Consider the following 17,511-nt stretch of genomic DNA (forward strand, 5'->3'; position numbering starts at 1 on the left):
TCAAGTCCAGCCCGGAAACTTATTCGAAGAGTGCGTCCAGCGCCTGCTCCAGACGGGTCACAGCAATAATCTGCAGACCCGCCGGCGCCTCTTTCGGCGCGTTGCCCTTGGGCACGATGGCGCGCTTGAAGCCGTGCTTGGCGGCTTCTTTCAGACGCTCCTGGCCGCTCGGTACCGGACGCACTTCACCGGACAGCCCCACCTCACCGAATACCAGCAGATCATGAGGTAACGGCCGGTTGCGCAAGCTGGACATGACCGCGGCCATCAACGCCAGATCGGAAGCCGTTTCCAACACTTTCACACCACCGACAACGTTAAGGAATACATCCTGGTCGTGGGTGGGAATTCCGCCATGACGATGCAACACCGCCAACAACATCGCCAGACGATTCTGATCCAGTCCAAGGGTTACCCGGCGCGGGTTGGCCAGATGGCTGTCATCCACTAGCGCCTGGACTTCGACCAGCATCGGTCGGGTGCCCTCCCACGTCGCCATGACCACACTGCCCGGGACTTCTTCCTGAGCACGGGTCAGAAAAATCGCCGAAGGGTTGGAGACTTCTTTCAGGCCTTTGTCAGTCATGCCGAACACGCCCAGTTCGTTCACCGCACCGAAACGGTTTTTAACCGCCCGCAGCAAGCGCAAACGCCCATCGGATTCGCCTTCGAAATACAGCACGGTGTCGACCATGTGTTCCAAAACGCGAGGCCCCGCCAATGCACCCTCCTTGGTGACGTGGCCGACCAGGAAAATCGCCGTGCCGCTCTGCTTGGCATAACGCACCAGCAATGCGGCGCTTTCACGAACCTGGGACACGCCCCCCGGAGCCGATTGCAACTGCTCGGTGAAAATCGTCTGGATCGAGTCGATCACCATCACCTTGGGCTTTTCCTGGCGAGCCGTGGCGATAATCGTTTCGATACAGGTCTCGGTCATGACCCGTAACCGATCCTGAGGCAACCCAAGGCGTCGGGCGCGCATGGCCACTTGCTGCTGGGACTCTTCGCCGGTGACGTAAAGTGCCGGCATGCTTTTGGCCAGGTTGCACAAGGTTTGCAGCAGGATCGTCGATTTGCCGATGCCGGGATCACCGCCGATCAGCACCACCGAACCGTCCACCAGACCACCGCCCAACACCCGATCCAGCTCACTGGACGCCGTGGAAAAACGCGGAATTTCCTCGACGCTGACTTCGGCCAGGGTCTTGATCTGTGCCTGTTGCCCCGCCCAACCGGTACGACCACTGGGCGCTGCCGCCCCGCCGCTTTCCACCATGGTTTCAGTCAGCGTGTTCCAGGCGCCGCACTCGCCACACTGGCCGGCCCACTTGGGGAACGTTGAGCCGCACTCGGTGCAGCCATACATGCGCTTGGCCTTGGCCATCGGAACCCCCGGCAAAAATCGCGATGATAACCCAGGTGACGCGCATCAGTGCGCCGCTGGCGTCCGCCGAGTCACCGTCTACAACTTTTGAGAATGGGTTAATACATGTAACGATGTAGTTAACTAAAAACCTGTACAACTTTTTTAAAATCAACCGTCAACTTCGTATATAAGCTTGTACACACCCACTACAACCACCAAAACAACGTACAACACACACATAAAACTCTTGCAGCACACCAAACAAAAAATGCACCAACCATTTACTTAATCTTTGCTTCCTCCCTTCAACACGCCTGCTCAAACTTCAAAAACCACCAAACCTCAAGTAAAAATTAATTCATATTTCCATGCTCAATCCCGCCGCTTCCCATTCCCAACTTTCCACACCTGTACGATAAATCGGCGCAACAGATCGACCGCAAAAAAGCCTCGAAACCCTTTTTCGCTCACGCTGCGATGATGGCATTTTAAAACTTTTTGGCGCTGATCCGGTCGACAGCAGGCAGCACTTGTAAGCAGGCGTTTCGAGCAAGATGCGTTTTGCTGATTTACACTGCGTTCACCAACCTCATCTGTAACAAGGAAATAACCTATGGGCGTGATAAGTGAGTTCAAGGCCTTCGCGGTCAAGGGCAATGTGGTCGACATGGCCGTTGGTATCATCATCGGTGCCGCCTTTGGCAAGATCGTCACGTCATTTGTCGGTGATGTGATCATGCCACCAATCGGGCTGTTGATCGGTGGGGTGGACTTCAGTGACCTGGCCATTACGCTCAAGGCGGCCGAGGGTAACGTCCCGGCGGTGGTATTGGCCTACGGTAAATTCATCCAGAGCCTGATCGACTTCCTCATTGTCGCTTTCGCGATCTTCATGGGTGTCAAAGCCATTAACCACTTGAAACGCGAAGAGGCGGTCGCGCCAACCGTGCCGCCGGTTCCGACCAAGGAAGAAGTGTTGCTGGGCGAGATCCGCGATCTGCTCAAGGCCCAGAACAACCGGCCTTGAACGCTTCCACTGAATGAAATCGGCGCCCTTGAGGCGCCGTTTTTTTTACCAGAAATTTTCCACTGCCACCTGGCCAGGTCGCCGGCTGAGGCTCAAGTGCATATCGCGCTGTTTGAGCAATTTGCGCGTGTCATCGATCATCTGCGGATTGCCGCAAAGCATCACCCGCGAGTGTTCGGGCGAAAGGGCCACGCCGGCCGCCCGCTCCAACTCTCCATTTTCGATCAGGGTTGTAATACGCCCGTTCAAGGCACCCGGATGCTGTTCGCGAGTCACCGTGTTAATGAGCTGCAGCTTGTGCGCGAATTCCGCCAGGTACTCGCGCTGCGCCAGCCCCGCGATAAGGTCTTGATAAGCCAGCTCCCGTGACTCGCGGACGCTGTAGACCAGGATGATCCGCTCGAATTTTTCCCAGACCTCGAAGTCCTGCAGGATCGACAGAAACGGCGCCAGCCCCGTGCCTGTGGATAACAGCCACAGATCACGCCCATCAACGAAGCGATCAAGCGTCAGGTAACCAAAGGCCTGGCGATCGACCAGCAGTGTATCGCCGACACCCAATCGGCTGAGCTCGCTGGTGAACTCGCCTCCCGGCACAACAATGGAGAAAAACTCCAGGAACTCATCAAAGGGTGAGGACACCATCGAATAGGCGCGCCAGACCGTGCTGCCGTCAGCCTTGGTCACGCCGAGCCGGGCAAATTGCCCCGCGCGGAAGCGAAACCCCGGATCCCGCGTAGCGCGCAGGGTGAACAGGTTCGGCGTCAACGGCTGAACGTCGAGGAGGGTCTGGCGAGTGAATTTCTCGTCACTGACGGTCATGGGGGGGCTCCATTCAACAGATGGCCCAGTGTCTCGCAAAGTGCACGCCCTATACACCCATGTTTTGTAGTGCCTTTTTAGAGCAACTACTCTCAACATACAATTTACACAACTTGTTTAAATAACGCGCGATCTAAAGCGCCTTAAAATTACAGCAAACATATGATAACCAAACAGTGTAATGCGCGTCTTACACCAACAGCGTTAGAACCAAACCAAAAACTCTCATGAATTAAACAAAACAAAATATTATCACCACCACTGTAGGAATTACCCTACAATTTCGTGGGCTCGCCACTTTGGATCCAATCATTCGCCATACACCAGCCCCATCGAACACAGGAGCCGCATTATGGAGAGATGGAAGACGTCTCAACTCAACTACCTGTCGACCACTGCCGATCTTGATACGGCCTACCGGATATCACTGAACTTCGCGAAAAATATCGGTTTCAAATTCTTCGGCTTTTCAACCAGTTATACCTCTAACACCGAACGACTGAGTGCTCTGCGGTTGAACAATTATCCATCAGACTGGAACGCTGATTACGAACAAAGAAAACTGGCAGGCATTGATCCAGTAGTGGCGCATTGCAATCAATCTGAATTACCAATCCTCTGGAGCGAAGAGCTGTTTGCCAACGCCCCCCATCTCTGGGACACCCTTGAACAAGAAGGACTTCAACACGGCTGGTCACAAGCCATTCACGACGACGAAAGCGGTCTGTTCAGCATTTTGAGCCTGGTGCGAAGCCACAGTCCGATCACAGCGTTGGAGCTGTACGAAAATCTTGGCGCTTCCGCGTTCATCTGCCATCACCTGCATAGGCTGGTTGCACAAACCCTGCCCAAGACGTCGGCTACACAGTACATGCCGCAATTGTCGCTACGGGAAATCGACGTCTTGAAACTGGCGGCAGATGGCAAGACGGCCTATGAGAGCGCCCGGATTCTCAATCTCAGCCCGCGGACGATCAATTTTCATGTCCAGGAAGCCATCCGCAAATTCGAGGTCAATAACAAGGTTTCAGCCGTCATCGCTGCGGCCAAGGCCGGTTACCTCAATAAAGATGCAGCGCCCTGATCCGAAAACCTGCGAGTATTCCGACACAAAAAAACGTACCATTCGCGGTCCTTCCTGAGTGATGACGTGTGAAATTCCACGACGCAGTCCACTCGGTTGGCCCCGCCCGCCAAGACGCTTCTGGGCTGCGGGATACCCGTTGATTACCCAGAGCCCCGCCCCATGCCCTTGCTCGAAACACCCTTCGCCAGCCTCGACCTGATCCGCCAACCCGAACAGCAGAACGAACCGCTGCAAGCCTTTGATGCGGCCGATGAGTACCTGCTCAATCATCTGGCCGAACAGCAACCCTCGGCCGAGACGCGTGTTCTGGTGCTCAACGACAGTTTCGGTGCATTGGCAGCCAGCCTGGCGGGCAAAGTCAACGTCACCAGCAGCGGCGACTCATTCCTGGCTTTTCAGGGTCTTGAAAAGAACCTTGCACGCAATGGCCTGCCATTTGACGGCGTACCGCACATACCCGCCAGTGAAGCGCTCAAGGGGCCCTTTGACCGGGTACTGGTCCGGGTACCTAAGACCCTGGCCCTGCTGGAAGAACAACTGATCCGCCTGCAAGACCAATTGGCTCCGGGCACCCAGGTGATCGCGGGCGCGATGATCAAACACCTGCCGCGTGCTGCGGGCGATCTGCTGGAGCGCTACATCGGCCCGGTGCAGGCGTCCCTGGCGGTGAAGAAAGCACGGCTGCTGATCGCCACGACTGAAGCAAAAGTCTCTGTGGTATCGCCCTACCCGACTCGCTATCGACTCGATGCACCGGCCATCGAACTGCTCAACCACGCCAACGTGTTCTGCCGTGAAGGCCTGGACATCGGCACGCGGGCGTTTCTGCCACACCTGCCGAAGAACCTCGGCAGCGCACGGGTCGCCGACCTCGGTTGCGGTAACGGCGTTCTGGCGATCGCCAGCGCCCTGCAAAACCCCGAGGCCCATTACACCCTGGTCGATGAGTCGTTCATGGCTGTGCAATCGGCCGCCGAAAACTGGCGCGCCGCACTGGGCGAGCGCGATGTGGTTGTACGCGCTGGCGATGGTCTGGCCGGGCAGGAACCTCAATCGCTGGACGTGGTGTTGTGCAATCCACCGTTTCACCAGCAGCAAGTTGTCGGCGATTTCCTGGCCTGGCGGATGTTCCAGCAGGCCCGGGAAGCCCTGATGACAGGCGGTGCGTTGTACATCGTCGGCAACCGTCACCTGGGCTATCACAGCAAGCTCGCGCGGTTGTTCCGTGGGGTCGAGCAAGTGGCTGCCACGCCGAAATTCGTGATTCTCAAGGCCCGCAAATAACCAGGCGCAAAAAAAACCCTCCATCGGAGGGTTGTAAATCCGCGCCTTAAGGCTGCGGGATGGGATGTCAGGTATTCAGTGTGTGGTCAGGCCGGCGGCGTTCATGAACATCCGCATCAGGCTGGCGACGATAAACAATGCGCCGACACTTCCCGCCCAGATCAGGGCCAACCAGCCGAGCCGCTGCCACAGCGGCTTTTTTTCGGCTAGCTCGATGTCGTGCAGGGAATGTTTGTTGCTCATGGCCTAAACCTCCAATCAAGGTGGGTGGCGCCAGTCATGGCGCCATCGCGAACAAGCTCGCTCCCACAAATCCGCGCAACAAGGGCCTAGTGGTAACCGTCTTCATGGGTGACCTTGCCGCGGAACACGTAATAGCTCCAGAAGGTGTACCCGAGGATGAACGGGATGATGAACAGCGTGCCCACCAGCATGAAGCCCTGGCTCTGCGGCGGTGCCGCGGCGTCCCAGATCGAGATCGACGGTGGCACGATATTCGGCCACAGGCTGATACCCAGGCCGCTGTAACCGAGGAAGATCAACACCAGCGTCAGCAGGAACGGCGTGTAGTGCGCATTACGGGCCACCGCACGGATCAGGCCGTACAAGGTCACCAATACCAGGATCGGCACCGGCAGGAACCAGAACAGGTTAGGCAACGTGAACCAGCGCGCCGCAATCTCGGCATGGGCCAGTGGCGTCCAGATGCTGACGATACCAATCACCGCCAGTAATACGAACGCCAGAGGTCGCGCCAGGTCATGCATTTGTTCCTGCAACTTGCCCTCGGTCTTCATGATCAACCAGGTGCAGCCGAGCAATGCATAGGCCACTACCAGTGCAGCCCCGCAGAACAGGGTGAACGGCGTCAGCCAGTCCAGTGACCCTCCGGCGAACTGACGATTGACCACCGGCAAGCCATCGATGAACGCCCCCAGCGCCACGCCCTGGAAGAAGGTTGCCGCCACCGAACCACCGATGAACGCCTTGTCCCACAGGTGGCGCTTGTCGTCCCTGGCCTTGAAGCGGAACTCGAAGGCCACACCGCGGAAAATCAAACCGATCAGCATGAACATCAGCGGCAGGTACAACGCCGAGAGCACTACCGAGTAAGCCAGGGGGAATGCTCCGAACAACGCAGCGCCCCCCAATACCAGCCAGGTTTCATTGCCATCCCAGACCGGAGCGACGGTGTTCATCATCACGTCGCGGTCACTTTTGCCGGGGATGAACGGGAAGAGAATCCCGATCCCCAGGTCGAAGCCGTCCATGATCACGTACATCATGATGCCGAAGATGATGATCACGGCCCAGATCAGCGGAAGATCAATACCCATGATTCAAACCTCCTTGGTCGCGGTGCGGTCGGCATCGGCGTGTTCATCGTCGGCTGCGGACAGCGGACGTGCCGGTGTGCGTTTCTGGCCAGGCCCCCCTTCGTTGGTCTCCTTGCCTTCGTCGATCTTCGGCCCTTTGCGCACCAGGCGCATCATGTAGCCCAGACCGGCACCGAACAGGGCGAAATACACCACGACAAACAGGATCAGGGTGATGCTCATCTGCATGAAGCTATGGTTGGACGACGCATCCGCCGTACGCATCAGGCCGTAGACCACCCAAGGCTGACGACCGATTTCAGTGGTGAACCAGCCGGCGAGAATCGCGATCAGGCCGGACGGCCCCATCCACAACGCCAGGTACAGGAACGGCCGCGAGGTATAGAGCGTGTCGCGCTTGCGCAGCCACAGGCTCCACAACCCGGTGAAGATCATCAGGAAGCCCAGGCCAACCATGACCCGGAACGACCAGAAGACGATGGTCGAATTCGGCCGGTCTTCAGGCGGGAACTCCTTGAGCGCGGGTACCTGTTTGTCCAGGGAGTGGGTCAGGATCAAGCTGCCGAGGTAGGGAATCTCGACGGCGAATTTGGTCTTCTCTTCTTTCATGTCCGGCCAGCCGAACAGGATCAGCGGTGTCGCCTCGTTGCCTTTGTTTTCCCAGTGGCCCTCGATCGCGGCGATTTTGGCCGGCTGATGCTCGAGCGTGTTGAGGCCGTGGAAGTCACCGATGACCGCCTGAATCGGCGCCACGATCAGCGCCATCCACATGGCCATCGAAAGCATGGTGCGGATCGCCGGGTTGTCTTTGCCGCGCAGCAAATGCCAGGCCGCCGAGGAGCCGACGAAGAAGGCCGTCGCCACGAACGCCGCCGTGGCCATGTGCATCAGGCGATACGGGAATGACGGGTTGAAGATCACCGCCAGCCAGTCGGTCGGAATGACCTGGCCGTTGATGATCTCGAAGCCCTGCGGGGTCTGCATCCAGCTGTTGGACGCGAGAATCCAGAAGGTCGAAATCAAGGTGCCAATGGCAACCATGACCGTGGCGAAGAAGTGCAGACCCCGACCCACCTTGTTCCAGCCAAACAGCATGACGCCGAGGAAACCGGCTTCAAGGAAGAAGGCCGTCAGCACTTCATAGGTCAGCAACGGTCCGGTCACTGACCCGGCGAAGTCCGAGAAACGGCTCCAGTTGGTGCCGAACTGATACGCCATGACCAGACCCGAAACCACGCCCATGCCGAAGTTGACCGCAAAGATCTTAGACCAGAAGTGGTAGAGGTCGCGGTAGGTGTCGTTGTGGGTTTTCAGCCACAAGCCTTCGAGTACCGCCAGGTAACTCGCCAGACCAATGGTGATGGCAGGAAACAGGATGTGGAACGAGATGGTGAACGCGAACTGAATTCGGGCGAGATCAAGAGCCTCTAAACCGAACATAAGTCTTCCTCTGTCAGGTAGTACGGCTGCCGGCGCGAAGCCTGCATCCACGGTTCCCACGGGTATGGAGTGCGGCGAATTCGAATTCGTTCTTTTTTTTACCAGCATCGCAACGCAGGGAGTCTGGCGTTCTGGTCACAGGATCAATTCCTTTCGAGGGTGTTGATCTGGATCAAGCAACGTTGAAAGAGTAGTCCCATTTGCGGGGATGAACCGCGTGGTCTTTTGCCGCGTGACAAGTTGCCTCACCGGGGCGAGCCCGACGAATCGGTGTCTAGCTAACTAAATTTCCCGAGATGGCAACTTCCTGTTACAGCTTGATGATAATCTCTCCCTTTCCCACACCCAGATCTGCCTCCAGATGCCCAGCCAAGAGCCCTTGCTGTTACGTCATCACCGCCCATTCATCGCGTTCTGGCTGGCCCGGATCTTTACCGCCAGCGGCTTTCAAATGCTCACGGTGGCCATCGGCTGGAACCTGTACCAACTGACCGGCAACGTGCTTGACCTGGGTCTGGTCGGGCTGGTGGAGTTCGCGCCGCGCGTGCTGTTCATGCTGCACACCGGGCATGTGGCGGACCGCTACGACCGGCGCAAGGTCGCGGCGATTTGCCAGTCCGTGCAAGCGCTGATTGCCCTGTCGCTGGCGATCGGCAGCGCGACCGACCATGTCACCCGGGAAATGATCTTCATCCTCGCGTTCCTGCTCGGTGCCGCGCGCTCCTTCGAGATGCCGACCACCCAGGCCTTGCTGCCGAGCATCGTGCCCGGGGCCTTGTTTCCCCGGGCCGTCGCCGCCGCCCAATCGGCCCAGCAGTCGGCAACCATCGTCGCCCCGGCCCTCGGTGGTTTGCTCTATGCCTTTGGCAGTGTCTGGGTCTATGGCCCGACGGTGATCCTTTACCTCATTGCCTGCTCGCTGATGCTCAACCTGCCCGCCCGTCAGACGCCGCTGAACAAGGGCAAAGCCACCCTTGATTCGTTACTGGCCGGAATTCGCTTCATTCGCAGTCGCCCGGACATTCTCGGGGCCATCTCCCTGGACCTGTTTGCCGTCCTGCTGGGTGGCGCGACGGCGTTGCTGCCGGTTTTTGCCAAGGACATTCTGCTGACCGGCCCGTGGGGCCTGGGTCTACTGCGTTCGGCGCCTGCGGTGGGTGCGCTGTTGATGTCATTGTTCCTGGCGCGATTTGCCGTGGAACGCAACGTCGGGCGAGTGATGTTCACCGCCGTGGGCGTATTCGGGGTGGCGACCATCGCCTTCGGCCTGTCCACCTCGTTCTGGTTCTCGCTGGGCGTGCTGGTGATCCTGGGCGCGGCCGACATGATCAGCATGGTGATCCGCGCCTCGTTCGTGCAACTGGAAACCCCGGACGAAATGCGCGGCCGGGTCAGCGCCGTGAACGGGTTGTTCATTGGCGCTTCGAACCAATTGGGAGAATTCGAATCCGGTCTGACCGCCCACTGGTTTGGCACGGTGCCGGCGGTGGTCATGGGCGGTATCGGCACGCTGGTGGTGACCGGTGTCTGGATCAAGCTGTTCCCGAGCCTGGCCGGCCGCGATCGCATGCATGTGCCGAAGGAAGAAGCGAAGGTCTGACGCTAAACCAGCAACTCCCCGGCCACCACCGTTCGCGTGGCCTTGCCGCAGAGTTGTTCCACCAGCGCCAGGGCGAACGGCAGCGCGGCGCCCGAACCCTGGGCCGTGATGCAGTTGCCATCGACCACCACCGGTTGATCGACGAAGGTGCAGCCTGACAGTTGATGGCTGGCCGAAGGCAGGCAGGTCATGCGCCGCTGACGCAACACGCCGAAAGCCTGCAGCGCCAGCGCGGGGGCCTCGGCAATGCCCGCGAACCAGCGACCGGCTGCGGCCTGGTCCTTGATCAACTGTTGCAAGGGTTGATGGTTCGCCAGGTGCTGCGCCCCCACCGCGCCGCCGGGCAGGACGATCAGGTCGAATGGCTGCGCCAGCAGGTCCACCAGCATGGCATCGCAAGTCAGGCGGGTGCCGCGGGCGCAGGTGAGCATGCGTCGCCCCTCGATGCTGGCCACCACCACTTCCACTTTGGCGCGGCGCAGCACGTCGACCAGGGTCACGGCTTGCAGGTCATCGATGCCCTCGGCGAGGGTAATCAAGGCTCTAAAGGTCATAAGGGCAATCCACGGAGTGATCCTTAAAGCGTAGTCAGCTTTCCTGCCTCATGTTCGAACCCCGTCTTACTTGATGTAGAGCTGCGTCGACAGGGTGTTGCCCGGGGGATTGATCGAGGTGTCGCTGAAGGTGAACGTGCCTTGCTGCTTGCCCGCCAGATCGAAGATGTATAGATAGCCAACGGTTTTCCTGCCGACGGTGCATTCCGTCAGGTTGCCGTTATCAAAAGCGCAGACCGGGGTGCGGGTACCGTTCACCTCAAAACCGTCCAGGGCGACATGCGCCTCACGCCCATAACCGACTTCCAGCACGAAAACCCGAATGTTCGGCCCGGCGTGATTGCAACGCGTCTCCACTTGCCCTTCGGCAATGCTTTCAAAACCGCAGGCCGGTGACTCGACTTTGAGCACTTTCAATTGAGTCAAGGGTGGCGCCGAGGCCGCCGAGGCACTTTGTGCCCCCAGGGCCAGCAACATGCCAATGCCGATAAACAGACGCTTTTTCATGCAATACCCTTCCCAAAAAACAGCGCGCAGTATGGCTGACTTGGGCCAAAGGCAAAACATCGACGACGATCACCGCCATAAGCAGCCATAACCCCACGCTACTGGTATGATGCGCGGCTTTTTCCGACCCAGCGAAAATTCTCGGGCGCCTGCAACGGCCTGTGCTTTGCTGTTGAGGTCGATACATTCACGGCGCCGGGCGCGCCACGGGGAGCAGACATGCTGGAAAGGCTGTTTCAACTCAAGGCACACAACACCAACGTACGGACCGAGATACTGGCGGGCGTCACCACCTTTTTGGCCATGGCCTACATCCTGTTCGTCAACCCGAGCATCCTCGGCGAGACCGGCATGGACAAGGGTGCGGTGTTTGTCGCGACCTGTCTGGCCGCCGCCATCGGCTCCACGATAATGGGGCTGATCGCCAACTACCCGATCGCCCTCGCACCGGGCATGGGCCTGAACGCGTTCTTCACCTACACCGTGGTCCTGCACATGGGTCACACCTGGCAAGTGGCGCTGGGCGCGGTGTTCATATCGGCGGTGTGCTTCTTCCTGCTGTCGATCTTCCGCATCCGTGAATGGATCATCAACAGCATCCCGTTGCCATTGCGCTCGGCGATTGCCGCCGGTATCGGCCTGTTCCTGGCGCTGATCGCCCTGCACAACGCCGGCATCGTGGTCAGCAACCCGGCGACCATGGTCGGCCTCGGTGACCTGAAGCAACCGGCACCGATCCTCGCCACCCTCGGTTTTGCCCTGATCGTCGCCCTCGAAGCGCTGGCTGTGCGTGGCGCCGTGCTGATCGGCATTCTGGTGGTGACCATTGTTTCGATCGCGATGGGTTTCAGCCCGTTCGGCGGCGTAATGTCGATGCCGCCTTCGCTGGCTCCGACCTTCCTGCAACTGGACATCAAGGGTGCATTGGACATCGGTCTGGTCAGCGTGATCTTCGCCTTCCTGTTCGTTGACCTGTTCGACAACTCCGGCACCCTGATCGGCGTCGCCAAGCGCGCCGGCCTGATGGGCAAGGACGGCCACATGCCGAAAATGGGCCGCGCCCTGATCGCCGACAGCACCGCCGCCATGGCCGGTTCACTGCTGGGCACCTCGACCACCACCAGCTACATCGAATCCGCCGCCGGCGTGAGTGCCGGTGGCCGCACAGGCCTGACCGCCGTCGTGGTGGCGATCCTGTTCCTGCTGGCGCTGTTCTTCTCGCCACTGGCCTCCAGCGTTCCGGCGTTCGCCACTGCTCCGGCGCTGCTGTTCGTCGCCGTACTGATGACATCCGGCCTGGCCGAAATAGACTGGGACGACATCACTGTTGCCGCACCGGTGGTGATCACCGCCCTGGCGATGCCGTTCACTTACTCCATCGCCAACGGTATCGCTTTCGGCTTCATCTCGTGGACCGCCATCAAGCTGATGTCCGGTCGTGGCCGTGAGCTGAACCCTGCGCTGGTGATTCTGTCGATTCTGTTCGTGATCAAGCTGGGTTGGTTCAACGCATGACTTTTGATTCCCAGGCCTACGCCGCTCAGCTCGAAGAAAAGGTCACGCGTCTGCGTGACCTGCTGGCGCCTTTCGATGCGCCGCAGCCGACCGTGTTCGACTCGCCGCTGCAGAACTTCCGCCTGCGCGCCGAATTCCGCCTGTGGCGCGAAGCCGGCGAGCGCCACTACGCGATGTTTTCCCAGGAAGACAAGCGCACGCCGATCCTGATCGAAGAATTCCCGATCGCCAGCCAGCGCATCAACCAACTGATGCCGCAGCTCAAGGCCGCCTGGCAAGCCAGTTCCGCCCTGAGCCACAAGCTGTTTCAGGTGGAATTCCTGACCACCCTGGCTGGCGACGCCATGATCACCCTGTGCTACCACCGCCCGCTGGACGAACACTGGCACGCGGCGGCCTCGAAGCTGGCGGAGCAACTGAACGTCAGCATGATTGGCCGCTCCAAGGGCAAACGCGAAGTCATCGGTCACGATTATGTGGTGGAGAAGCTGGAAGTCGGCGGCCGTACCTTCAGCTATCGCCAGCCAGAAGGCGCCTTCACGCAGCCCAACGGCACCGTGAACCAGAAGATGCTCAACTGGGCGTACGAGGCACTGGGCGATCGCCCGGACGACTTGCTGGAACTGTATTGCGGCAACGGCAACTTCACCCTGCCGCTGGCCACTCGCGTGCGTAAAGTTCTGGCCACCGAAATCAGCAAGACCTCGGTCAATGCCGCGCTGAGCAACCTCAGCGAAAACGCTGTGGATAACGTCACGCTGGTGCGTCTGTCCGCCGAAGAGCTGACCGAAGCCTTGAATGAAGTGCGGCCGTTCCGTCGCCTGCACGGTATCGACCTCAAGAGCTACGAGTTCGGCAGCGTATTCGTCGACCCGCCGCGCGCCGGCATGGACCCGGACACCTGCGAACTGACCCGACGCTTCGACAACATCCTCTACATTTCCTGCAACCCGGAAACCCTGGCGGCCAACATCGCCCAACTGCACGACACCCACCGCATCACCCAATGCGCGCTGTTCGACCAGTTCCCCTGGACCCACCACATGGAATCCGGCGTGTTACTGACCCGGCGCTGAGTGCAGGTGCCAGACATGAAAAAGCCGTCTCCGCGACGGCTTTTTTTGTGCCCTCAAGGGGTGACATCAACCTTGCGCGGACGCCCTCCTTTTTTGCCATTGGCGCGTGCAGCCTCAGCCTTGGCCGAGCTGCTTTGACGGCCATTGCGTGAAGCGACTACCGAAGTCGCCATGGCCATCAAAGGCGGGCACGCCGATATCATCTCTGCTATGGATACATGCAGATCCTTACCTTCGTGGCAAAGCGCAGCACCGGCGTAACCGACCTTCAGCCGGTTGAAGTCCTCGGCCTCGAAACCGTCGAATTGCGAATAATTTTTGACCGGCAGCAACACACCACTGCCATCTTCGAAGCTGACGGCCAGACACGGGTCCAGAAAAGCTACCGCCGTGGCCTGTAAACCGCTGCGACGGCGTAACTCACCTCTTTCAATGGCTTCGTCCAGGCGACTTTCGGTGACCGGTCGATCAACCCGCGTCCTGGCTTTTATGGTTTTCATAACTCGATCTCCACACCTTCTTGTGCGCCTTTGAGAAACAGCAGCGTCTTGTTCGCTTCGGGCTCATAACACGCAGAACCATCTTGTAAGTCGCACCGGCAATACCTTTCACCCATACGACCTCATTGATTTGCCCGTCCCACAACTGGTCGTCGAGACAGACCGTATGTATTTTTCGCCACCAAATGCCACGAGCGCGCTGCAGATGGGCAGGCTGCATGAGCGATTGACGCAATCCCTCAAGCACCGCCAATGGCGGTCGTCTCGACAGCGGAATGACATCCCAGAGTTCAACGCCGTTGTGCCAGAAGCAAAACTTGAACCTCGCACTCCACGTTCCGCCATCCACATGCGCATGCGGTGGACAGTGTTCATCGCGCAGCATGATCACCACTGAGAGCCCTTTGTAGCTGCATACTTTCATGCTAACCCATCTGTTAGGTTAATGAGTCAGAAGACTCGACATTCCCTGGAAATCTGACAACCGGCACGACTCACAGAATCGTCAAAGCGCTTCTGAGACTAGCGTTCAGTCCCATCCGTGGCCGACCCACAGCCTTGGAAAAACGTAAACAAACCTTTCCCGACACCCACAAAAAAGCCGTCTAGACGACGGCTTTTTTCACCCGATTCACCCCGGCAAATTCTTTCGATATTCCGTGGTGGTGATGCCCTTATACCCCCAGTTATCGGTGTCAACTTCCTCGATCACGATGTGCGTCAGTTCAGGCGGTTTGCCGAGGACGCGTTGCAAGGTTTCGGTGATCTCCGCGATGACCTGGGCTTTCTGCTCCCGGGTCACGCCATCACGGGTAATACGAACGCTGACAAAAGGCATGCTGTATCTCCTGCTCGCTGATCAAGAAAGGCTCGGCACAAGGAACTCACTGTATCCGTGTGCAAGCATCTGATAAATACTGATTCACACACTTCATTTGATCCCCGGTGTAATCAATCATGCAGCGACAATTCGACGATCTTCAGCTAGGCAGTATCGAGCTGTTTTGCCTGGCCGCCGAGGCCGGCAGCTTCACATCGGCCGCACTGGTGGCGGGCGTCACCCCGGCCGCCGTGAGTCGCTCGGTGTCACGCATGGAAGAGCGCCTGGGTGTACGGCTGTTCGCCCGCACCACCCGCAGCGTCAAACTGACCGACAGTGGTCGGCGCTACTACGAGGAATGCCGCCAGGCGCTGGCGCAACTGGTTGAAGCCCAGCGCGAAGTCATGGGCCAGCAGCAAGTACCCTCCGGGACCTTGCGCATCAGTATCCCGACCACCTACGCCCACCATCGAATCCTGCCGTTGCTGCCGGCCTTTCGCGCGCGTTTCCCGGCGGTGAAGGTCGAGTCGCACATCAGCAATCGCAATATCGATTTCGTCGGCGAAGGCTATGACATGGCCATTCGTGTGCGCGCCATTCCGGACTCCGGCCTGATCGCCAGGCCGCTCGAGGACGCCGAGCTGGTGATGGTTGCGAGCCCCGATTACCTCCAGCATGCCGGCACGCCGCAAACCCTCGACGACCTCCAACACCACGAATGCATCCAGTACGAACTGCCCAGCAGCGGCCGTCGTATCGCCTGGCTGTTCAACGACCACGGCGTGCAGCGGGAAATTCTGGCCGAGGGCAACTTCAGCTGTTCCGACGACGTATTGGGTGGCGTGACCCTGGCCAAACACGGTGCCGGCCTGTTTCAGACCTATCGCTTCATTGTCGAAAAGGAACTGGCCGATGGCTCGCTGCTAGAAGTGCTCAAGCCATACGGCGGGCGCTCGCGACCGTTCACCTTGCTCTATCCGCAAAGTCGCCACGTCCCCCTTAGATTGCGGGCGTTTATCGATTTTCTGCTTGAGCATCTGCCACGTTGAACACGAAACCGTCCGATCACCGCACACAAAAAGTCCGGTGACTCGCTCTTCAATTGACCGAATTAACCAGTTAGTACAATTTATCTCCACAGGCTGAAACCTCGGCCAATGCCAAAAATAATAAGTGGAGAAACTTCGATGCCCCCCATTATTCTGGTGCTCAACGGCCCGAATCTGAACCTGCTCGGCACCCGTGAACCGGAGACCTACGGCCACGAAACCCTCGCTGACATTTCTGCGTTGTGCGGTCGTACCGCCGAAGAATTCGGCCTGGCGGTGGAGTTTCGCCAGACCAACCACGAAGGCGAATTGCTCGACTGGATTCACAACGCCCGCAACCGTTGTGCCGGCATCGTGATCAACCCGGCCGCGTGGACCCACACTTCAGTGGCAATCCGCGATGCGCTGGTTGCCAGCGAATTGCCCGTGATTGAAGTGCACTTGTCCAATGTCCACGCCCGTGAGCCTTTCCGCCATCACTCCTTCGTCTCGGCCATTGCCACTGCGGTGATGGCCGGGTTCGGCAGCCACGGCTATCGCCTGGCGCTGGAGCATTTCAGCCTACGTTTGAAGGGGTGAACATCATGAGTCAGAACCACACAGTATTGGCCGGCCTGATCGGCGCCGGCATCCAGGCGTCCCGCACCCCGGCACTGCACGAGCATGAAGGCGATGCCCAGGGGCTGCGTTACCTCTATCGCCTGATCGACCTCGATCAGCTGCAACTCGACAGCAATGCCCTGCCCGACCTGCTCAGTGCCGCCGAGCGCATGAACTTCACCGGGCTGAACATCACCTTCCCGTGCAAACAGGCGATCATCCCGCTGCTCGACGAATTGTCGCCGGAAGCTCGCGGCATTGGCGCGGTGAACACCGTGGTGCTCAAGGATGGCAAACGCATCGGTCACAACACCGATTGCCTGGGATTTGCCGAAGGCTTCCGCCGTGGCTTGCCGGGCGTTGCCGTTGATCGCGTCGTACAAATGGGTGCCGGAGGCGCAGGTGCCGCCGTTGCCCACGCGCTGTTGAGCGAAGGCGTACAGCAACTGAGCATTTTCGATGTGGAAATCAGCCGCGCCCAAAGCCTGGCGGACAACCTCAATCAAACGTTCGGCAGCGGCCGCGCCGTGGCGGGTCTCGATCTGGCGCGGAGCCTGGCCGAGGCCGACGGCCTGGTGAACACCACGCCCATGGGCATGAAAAAACTGCCGGGCATGCCCGTGCCGGTCGAGTTGCTGCGCGCGCAACTGTGGGTCGCGGAGATTGTTTACTTCCCGCTGGAAACCGAACTGCTGCGCAACGCCCGCGCCCTGGGCTGCTGGACCCTGGATGGCGGCAACATGGCGGTGTTTCAGGCGGTGAAGGCGTTCGAATTGTTCAGCGGCGTGGTGCCCGATGCCCAGCGAATGCTGGCGCACTTTCAAAGCATGAATGGCTGAAGGCCTTTTGTGGCGAGCGAACTTGCTCGCGCTTGAGTGCGTAGCACTCACAAATTAGCTGATTTACTCCAGCTGTTTGGGGCCG

The 17,511-nt window shown here is 59.1% G+C and carries 18 protein-coding genes and 1 pseudogene; 9 read left to right on the forward strand and 10 right to left on the reverse strand.

The window, feature by feature from the left end:
* Window positions 1-19 precede the first annotated feature (19 nt).
* Complete coding sequence (radA, locus tag ACGJAX_RS02275) at window positions 20-1,387, reverse strand: DNA repair protein RadA (RefSeq protein ID WP_247254665.1); 1,368 nt, start codon at window positions 1,385-1,387, stop codon at window positions 20-22.
* 595 nt (window positions 1,388-1,982) lie between these two features.
* On the opposite strand from radA, the gene mscL reads away from it, so the two are divergent.
* Window positions 1,983-2,396 (forward strand): large-conductance mechanosensitive channel protein MscL, encoded by a 414-nt coding sequence (gene mscL / locus ACGJAX_RS02280; protein ID WP_090325334.1) that lies wholly within the window; start codon window positions 1,983-1,985, stop codon window positions 2,394-2,396.
* 45 nt (window positions 2,397-2,441) lie between these two features.
* Here the strand turns inward: mscL and ACGJAX_RS02285 are convergent, their stop codons facing one another.
* On the reverse strand, window positions 2,442-3,218 hold the full coding sequence (locus tag ACGJAX_RS02285; RefSeq protein WP_390957316.1) for an FAD-binding oxidoreductase: 777 nt from the start codon (window positions 3,216-3,218) through the stop codon (window positions 2,442-2,444).
* Between the two features lie 352 nt (window positions 3,219-3,570).
* Between ACGJAX_RS02285 and ACGJAX_RS02290 the strand changes: the two genes are divergently transcribed.
* Together ACGJAX_RS02290 and ACGJAX_RS02295 are read left to right on the forward strand one after the other, a co-directional pair.
* The gene (locus ACGJAX_RS02290; protein WP_390957317.1) at window positions 3,571-4,302 is read left to right on the forward strand and encodes an autoinducer binding domain-containing protein; all 732 of its coding nucleotides are present in this window, start codon (window positions 3,571-3,573) and stop codon (window positions 4,300-4,302) included.
* 162 nt (window positions 4,303-4,464) lie between these two features.
* Window positions 4,465-5,589: a methyltransferase gene (locus ACGJAX_RS02295; protein ID WP_390957318.1), complete on the forward strand. Its 1,125-nt coding sequence runs from the start codon at window positions 4,465-4,467 to the stop codon at window positions 5,587-5,589.
* A gap of 75 nt (window positions 5,590-5,664) precedes the next feature.
* Here the strand turns inward: ACGJAX_RS02295 and ACGJAX_RS02300 are convergent, their stop codons facing one another.
* From ACGJAX_RS02300 to ACGJAX_RS02310, 3 genes are all read right to left on the reverse strand, one after another.
* Window positions 5,665-5,832, reverse strand: a complete 168-nt coding sequence (locus ACGJAX_RS02300; protein ID WP_390957319.1) for a DUF2474 family protein — start codon at window positions 5,830-5,832, stop codon at window positions 5,665-5,667.
* An 86-nt stretch (window positions 5,833-5,918) separates the two neighbouring features.
* Window positions 5,919-6,926 carry a cytochrome d ubiquinol oxidase subunit II gene (gene cydB, locus ACGJAX_RS02305; RefSeq protein ID WP_247254661.1) on the reverse strand — a complete coding sequence of 336 codons (1,008 nt, stop codon included), beginning with the start codon at window positions 6,924-6,926 and terminating at the stop codon, window positions 5,919-5,921.
* A gap of 3 nt (window positions 6,927-6,929) precedes the next feature.
* Complete coding sequence (locus tag ACGJAX_RS02310; RefSeq protein ID WP_090325350.1) at window positions 6,930-8,366, reverse strand: cytochrome ubiquinol oxidase subunit I; 1,437 nt, start codon at window positions 8,364-8,366, stop codon at window positions 6,930-6,932.
* Between the two features lie 361 nt (window positions 8,367-8,727).
* Between ACGJAX_RS02310 and ACGJAX_RS02315 the strand changes: the two genes are divergently transcribed.
* Window positions 8,728-9,966, forward strand: a complete 1,239-nt coding sequence (locus tag ACGJAX_RS02315) for an MFS transporter (protein WP_247254659.1) — start codon at window positions 8,728-8,730, stop codon at window positions 9,964-9,966.
* A 2-nt stretch (window positions 9,967-9,968) separates the two neighbouring features.
* On the opposite strand, the gene ACGJAX_RS02320 is transcribed toward ACGJAX_RS02315, so the two are convergent.
* On the reverse strand, window positions 9,969-10,520 hold the full coding sequence (locus ACGJAX_RS02320) for a DJ-1 family glyoxalase III (RefSeq protein ID WP_390957320.1): 552 nt from the start codon (window positions 10,518-10,520) through the stop codon (window positions 9,969-9,971).
* A gap of 66 nt (window positions 10,521-10,586) precedes the next feature.
* Window positions 10,587-11,027, reverse strand: a complete 441-nt coding sequence (locus ACGJAX_RS02325) for a DUF4879 domain-containing protein (RefSeq protein WP_390957321.1) — start codon at window positions 11,025-11,027, stop codon at window positions 10,587-10,589.
* Between the two features lie 219 nt (window positions 11,028-11,246).
* Here ACGJAX_RS02325 and ACGJAX_RS02330 point away from each other — a divergent pair, with 219 nt between their 5' ends.
* Together ACGJAX_RS02330 and trmA are read left to right on the forward strand one after the other, a co-directional pair.
* Entirely contained in the window at window positions 11,247-12,542 is a 1,296-nt protein-coding gene (locus tag ACGJAX_RS02330) for an NCS2 family permease (RefSeq protein ID WP_090325358.1), read from the forward strand.
* Window positions 12,539-13,618 (forward strand): tRNA (uridine(54)-C5)-methyltransferase TrmA, encoded by a 1,080-nt coding sequence (gene trmA / locus ACGJAX_RS02335; RefSeq protein ID WP_390957322.1) that lies wholly within the window; start codon window positions 12,539-12,541, stop codon window positions 13,616-13,618. The genes ACGJAX_RS02330 and trmA overlap by 4 nt, the downstream gene beginning before the upstream one ends.
* A 53-nt stretch (window positions 13,619-13,671) precedes the next feature.
* On the opposite strand, the gene ACGJAX_RS02340 is transcribed toward trmA, so the two are convergent.
* The 3 genes and pseudogenes from ACGJAX_RS02340 to ACGJAX_RS02350 all read right to left on the reverse strand — a co-directional run bounded on the left by ACGJAX_RS02340 (window position 13,672) and on the right by ACGJAX_RS02350 (window position 14,956).
* Window positions 13,672-14,118 (reverse strand): DUF2442 domain-containing protein, encoded by a 447-nt coding sequence (locus ACGJAX_RS02340; protein WP_390957323.1) that lies wholly within the window; start codon window positions 14,116-14,118, stop codon window positions 13,672-13,674.
* A pseudogene (locus tag ACGJAX_RS02345) lies at window positions 14,115-14,542 on the reverse strand (DUF4160 domain-containing protein). The gene ACGJAX_RS02340 and the pseudogene ACGJAX_RS02345 overlap by 4 nt, the downstream one beginning before the upstream one ends.
* Window positions 14,543-14,749: 207 nt before the next feature.
* Complete coding sequence (locus ACGJAX_RS02350; RefSeq protein WP_008066080.1) at window positions 14,750-14,956, reverse strand: 4-oxalocrotonate tautomerase family protein; 207 nt, start codon at window positions 14,954-14,956, stop codon at window positions 14,750-14,752.
* 119 nt (window positions 14,957-15,075) lie between these two features.
* Here ACGJAX_RS02350 and ACGJAX_RS02355 point away from each other — a divergent pair, with 119 nt between their 5' ends.
* From ACGJAX_RS02355 to ACGJAX_RS02365, 3 genes are all read left to right on the forward strand, one after another.
* Complete coding sequence (locus tag ACGJAX_RS02355; protein ID WP_090325367.1) at window positions 15,076-15,987, forward strand: LysR family transcriptional regulator; 912 nt, start codon at window positions 15,076-15,078, stop codon at window positions 15,985-15,987.
* A 138-nt stretch (window positions 15,988-16,125) separates the two neighbouring features.
* Window positions 16,126-16,566, forward strand: a complete 441-nt coding sequence (gene aroQ / locus ACGJAX_RS02360) for a type II 3-dehydroquinate dehydratase (protein WP_090325369.1) — start codon at window positions 16,126-16,128, stop codon at window positions 16,564-16,566.
* Between the two features lie 5 nt (window positions 16,567-16,571).
* On the forward strand, window positions 16,572-17,426 hold the full coding sequence (locus ACGJAX_RS02365; RefSeq protein WP_390957324.1) for a shikimate dehydrogenase: 855 nt from the start codon (window positions 16,572-16,574) through the stop codon (window positions 17,424-17,426).
* Window positions 17,427-17,511 lie beyond the last annotated feature (85 nt).

It is taken from the genome of Pseudomonas moorei (genome assembly GCF_042846945.1).
Lineage (GTDB): Bacteria > Pseudomonadota > Gammaproteobacteria > Pseudomonadales > Pseudomonadaceae > Aquipseudomonas > Aquipseudomonas moorei.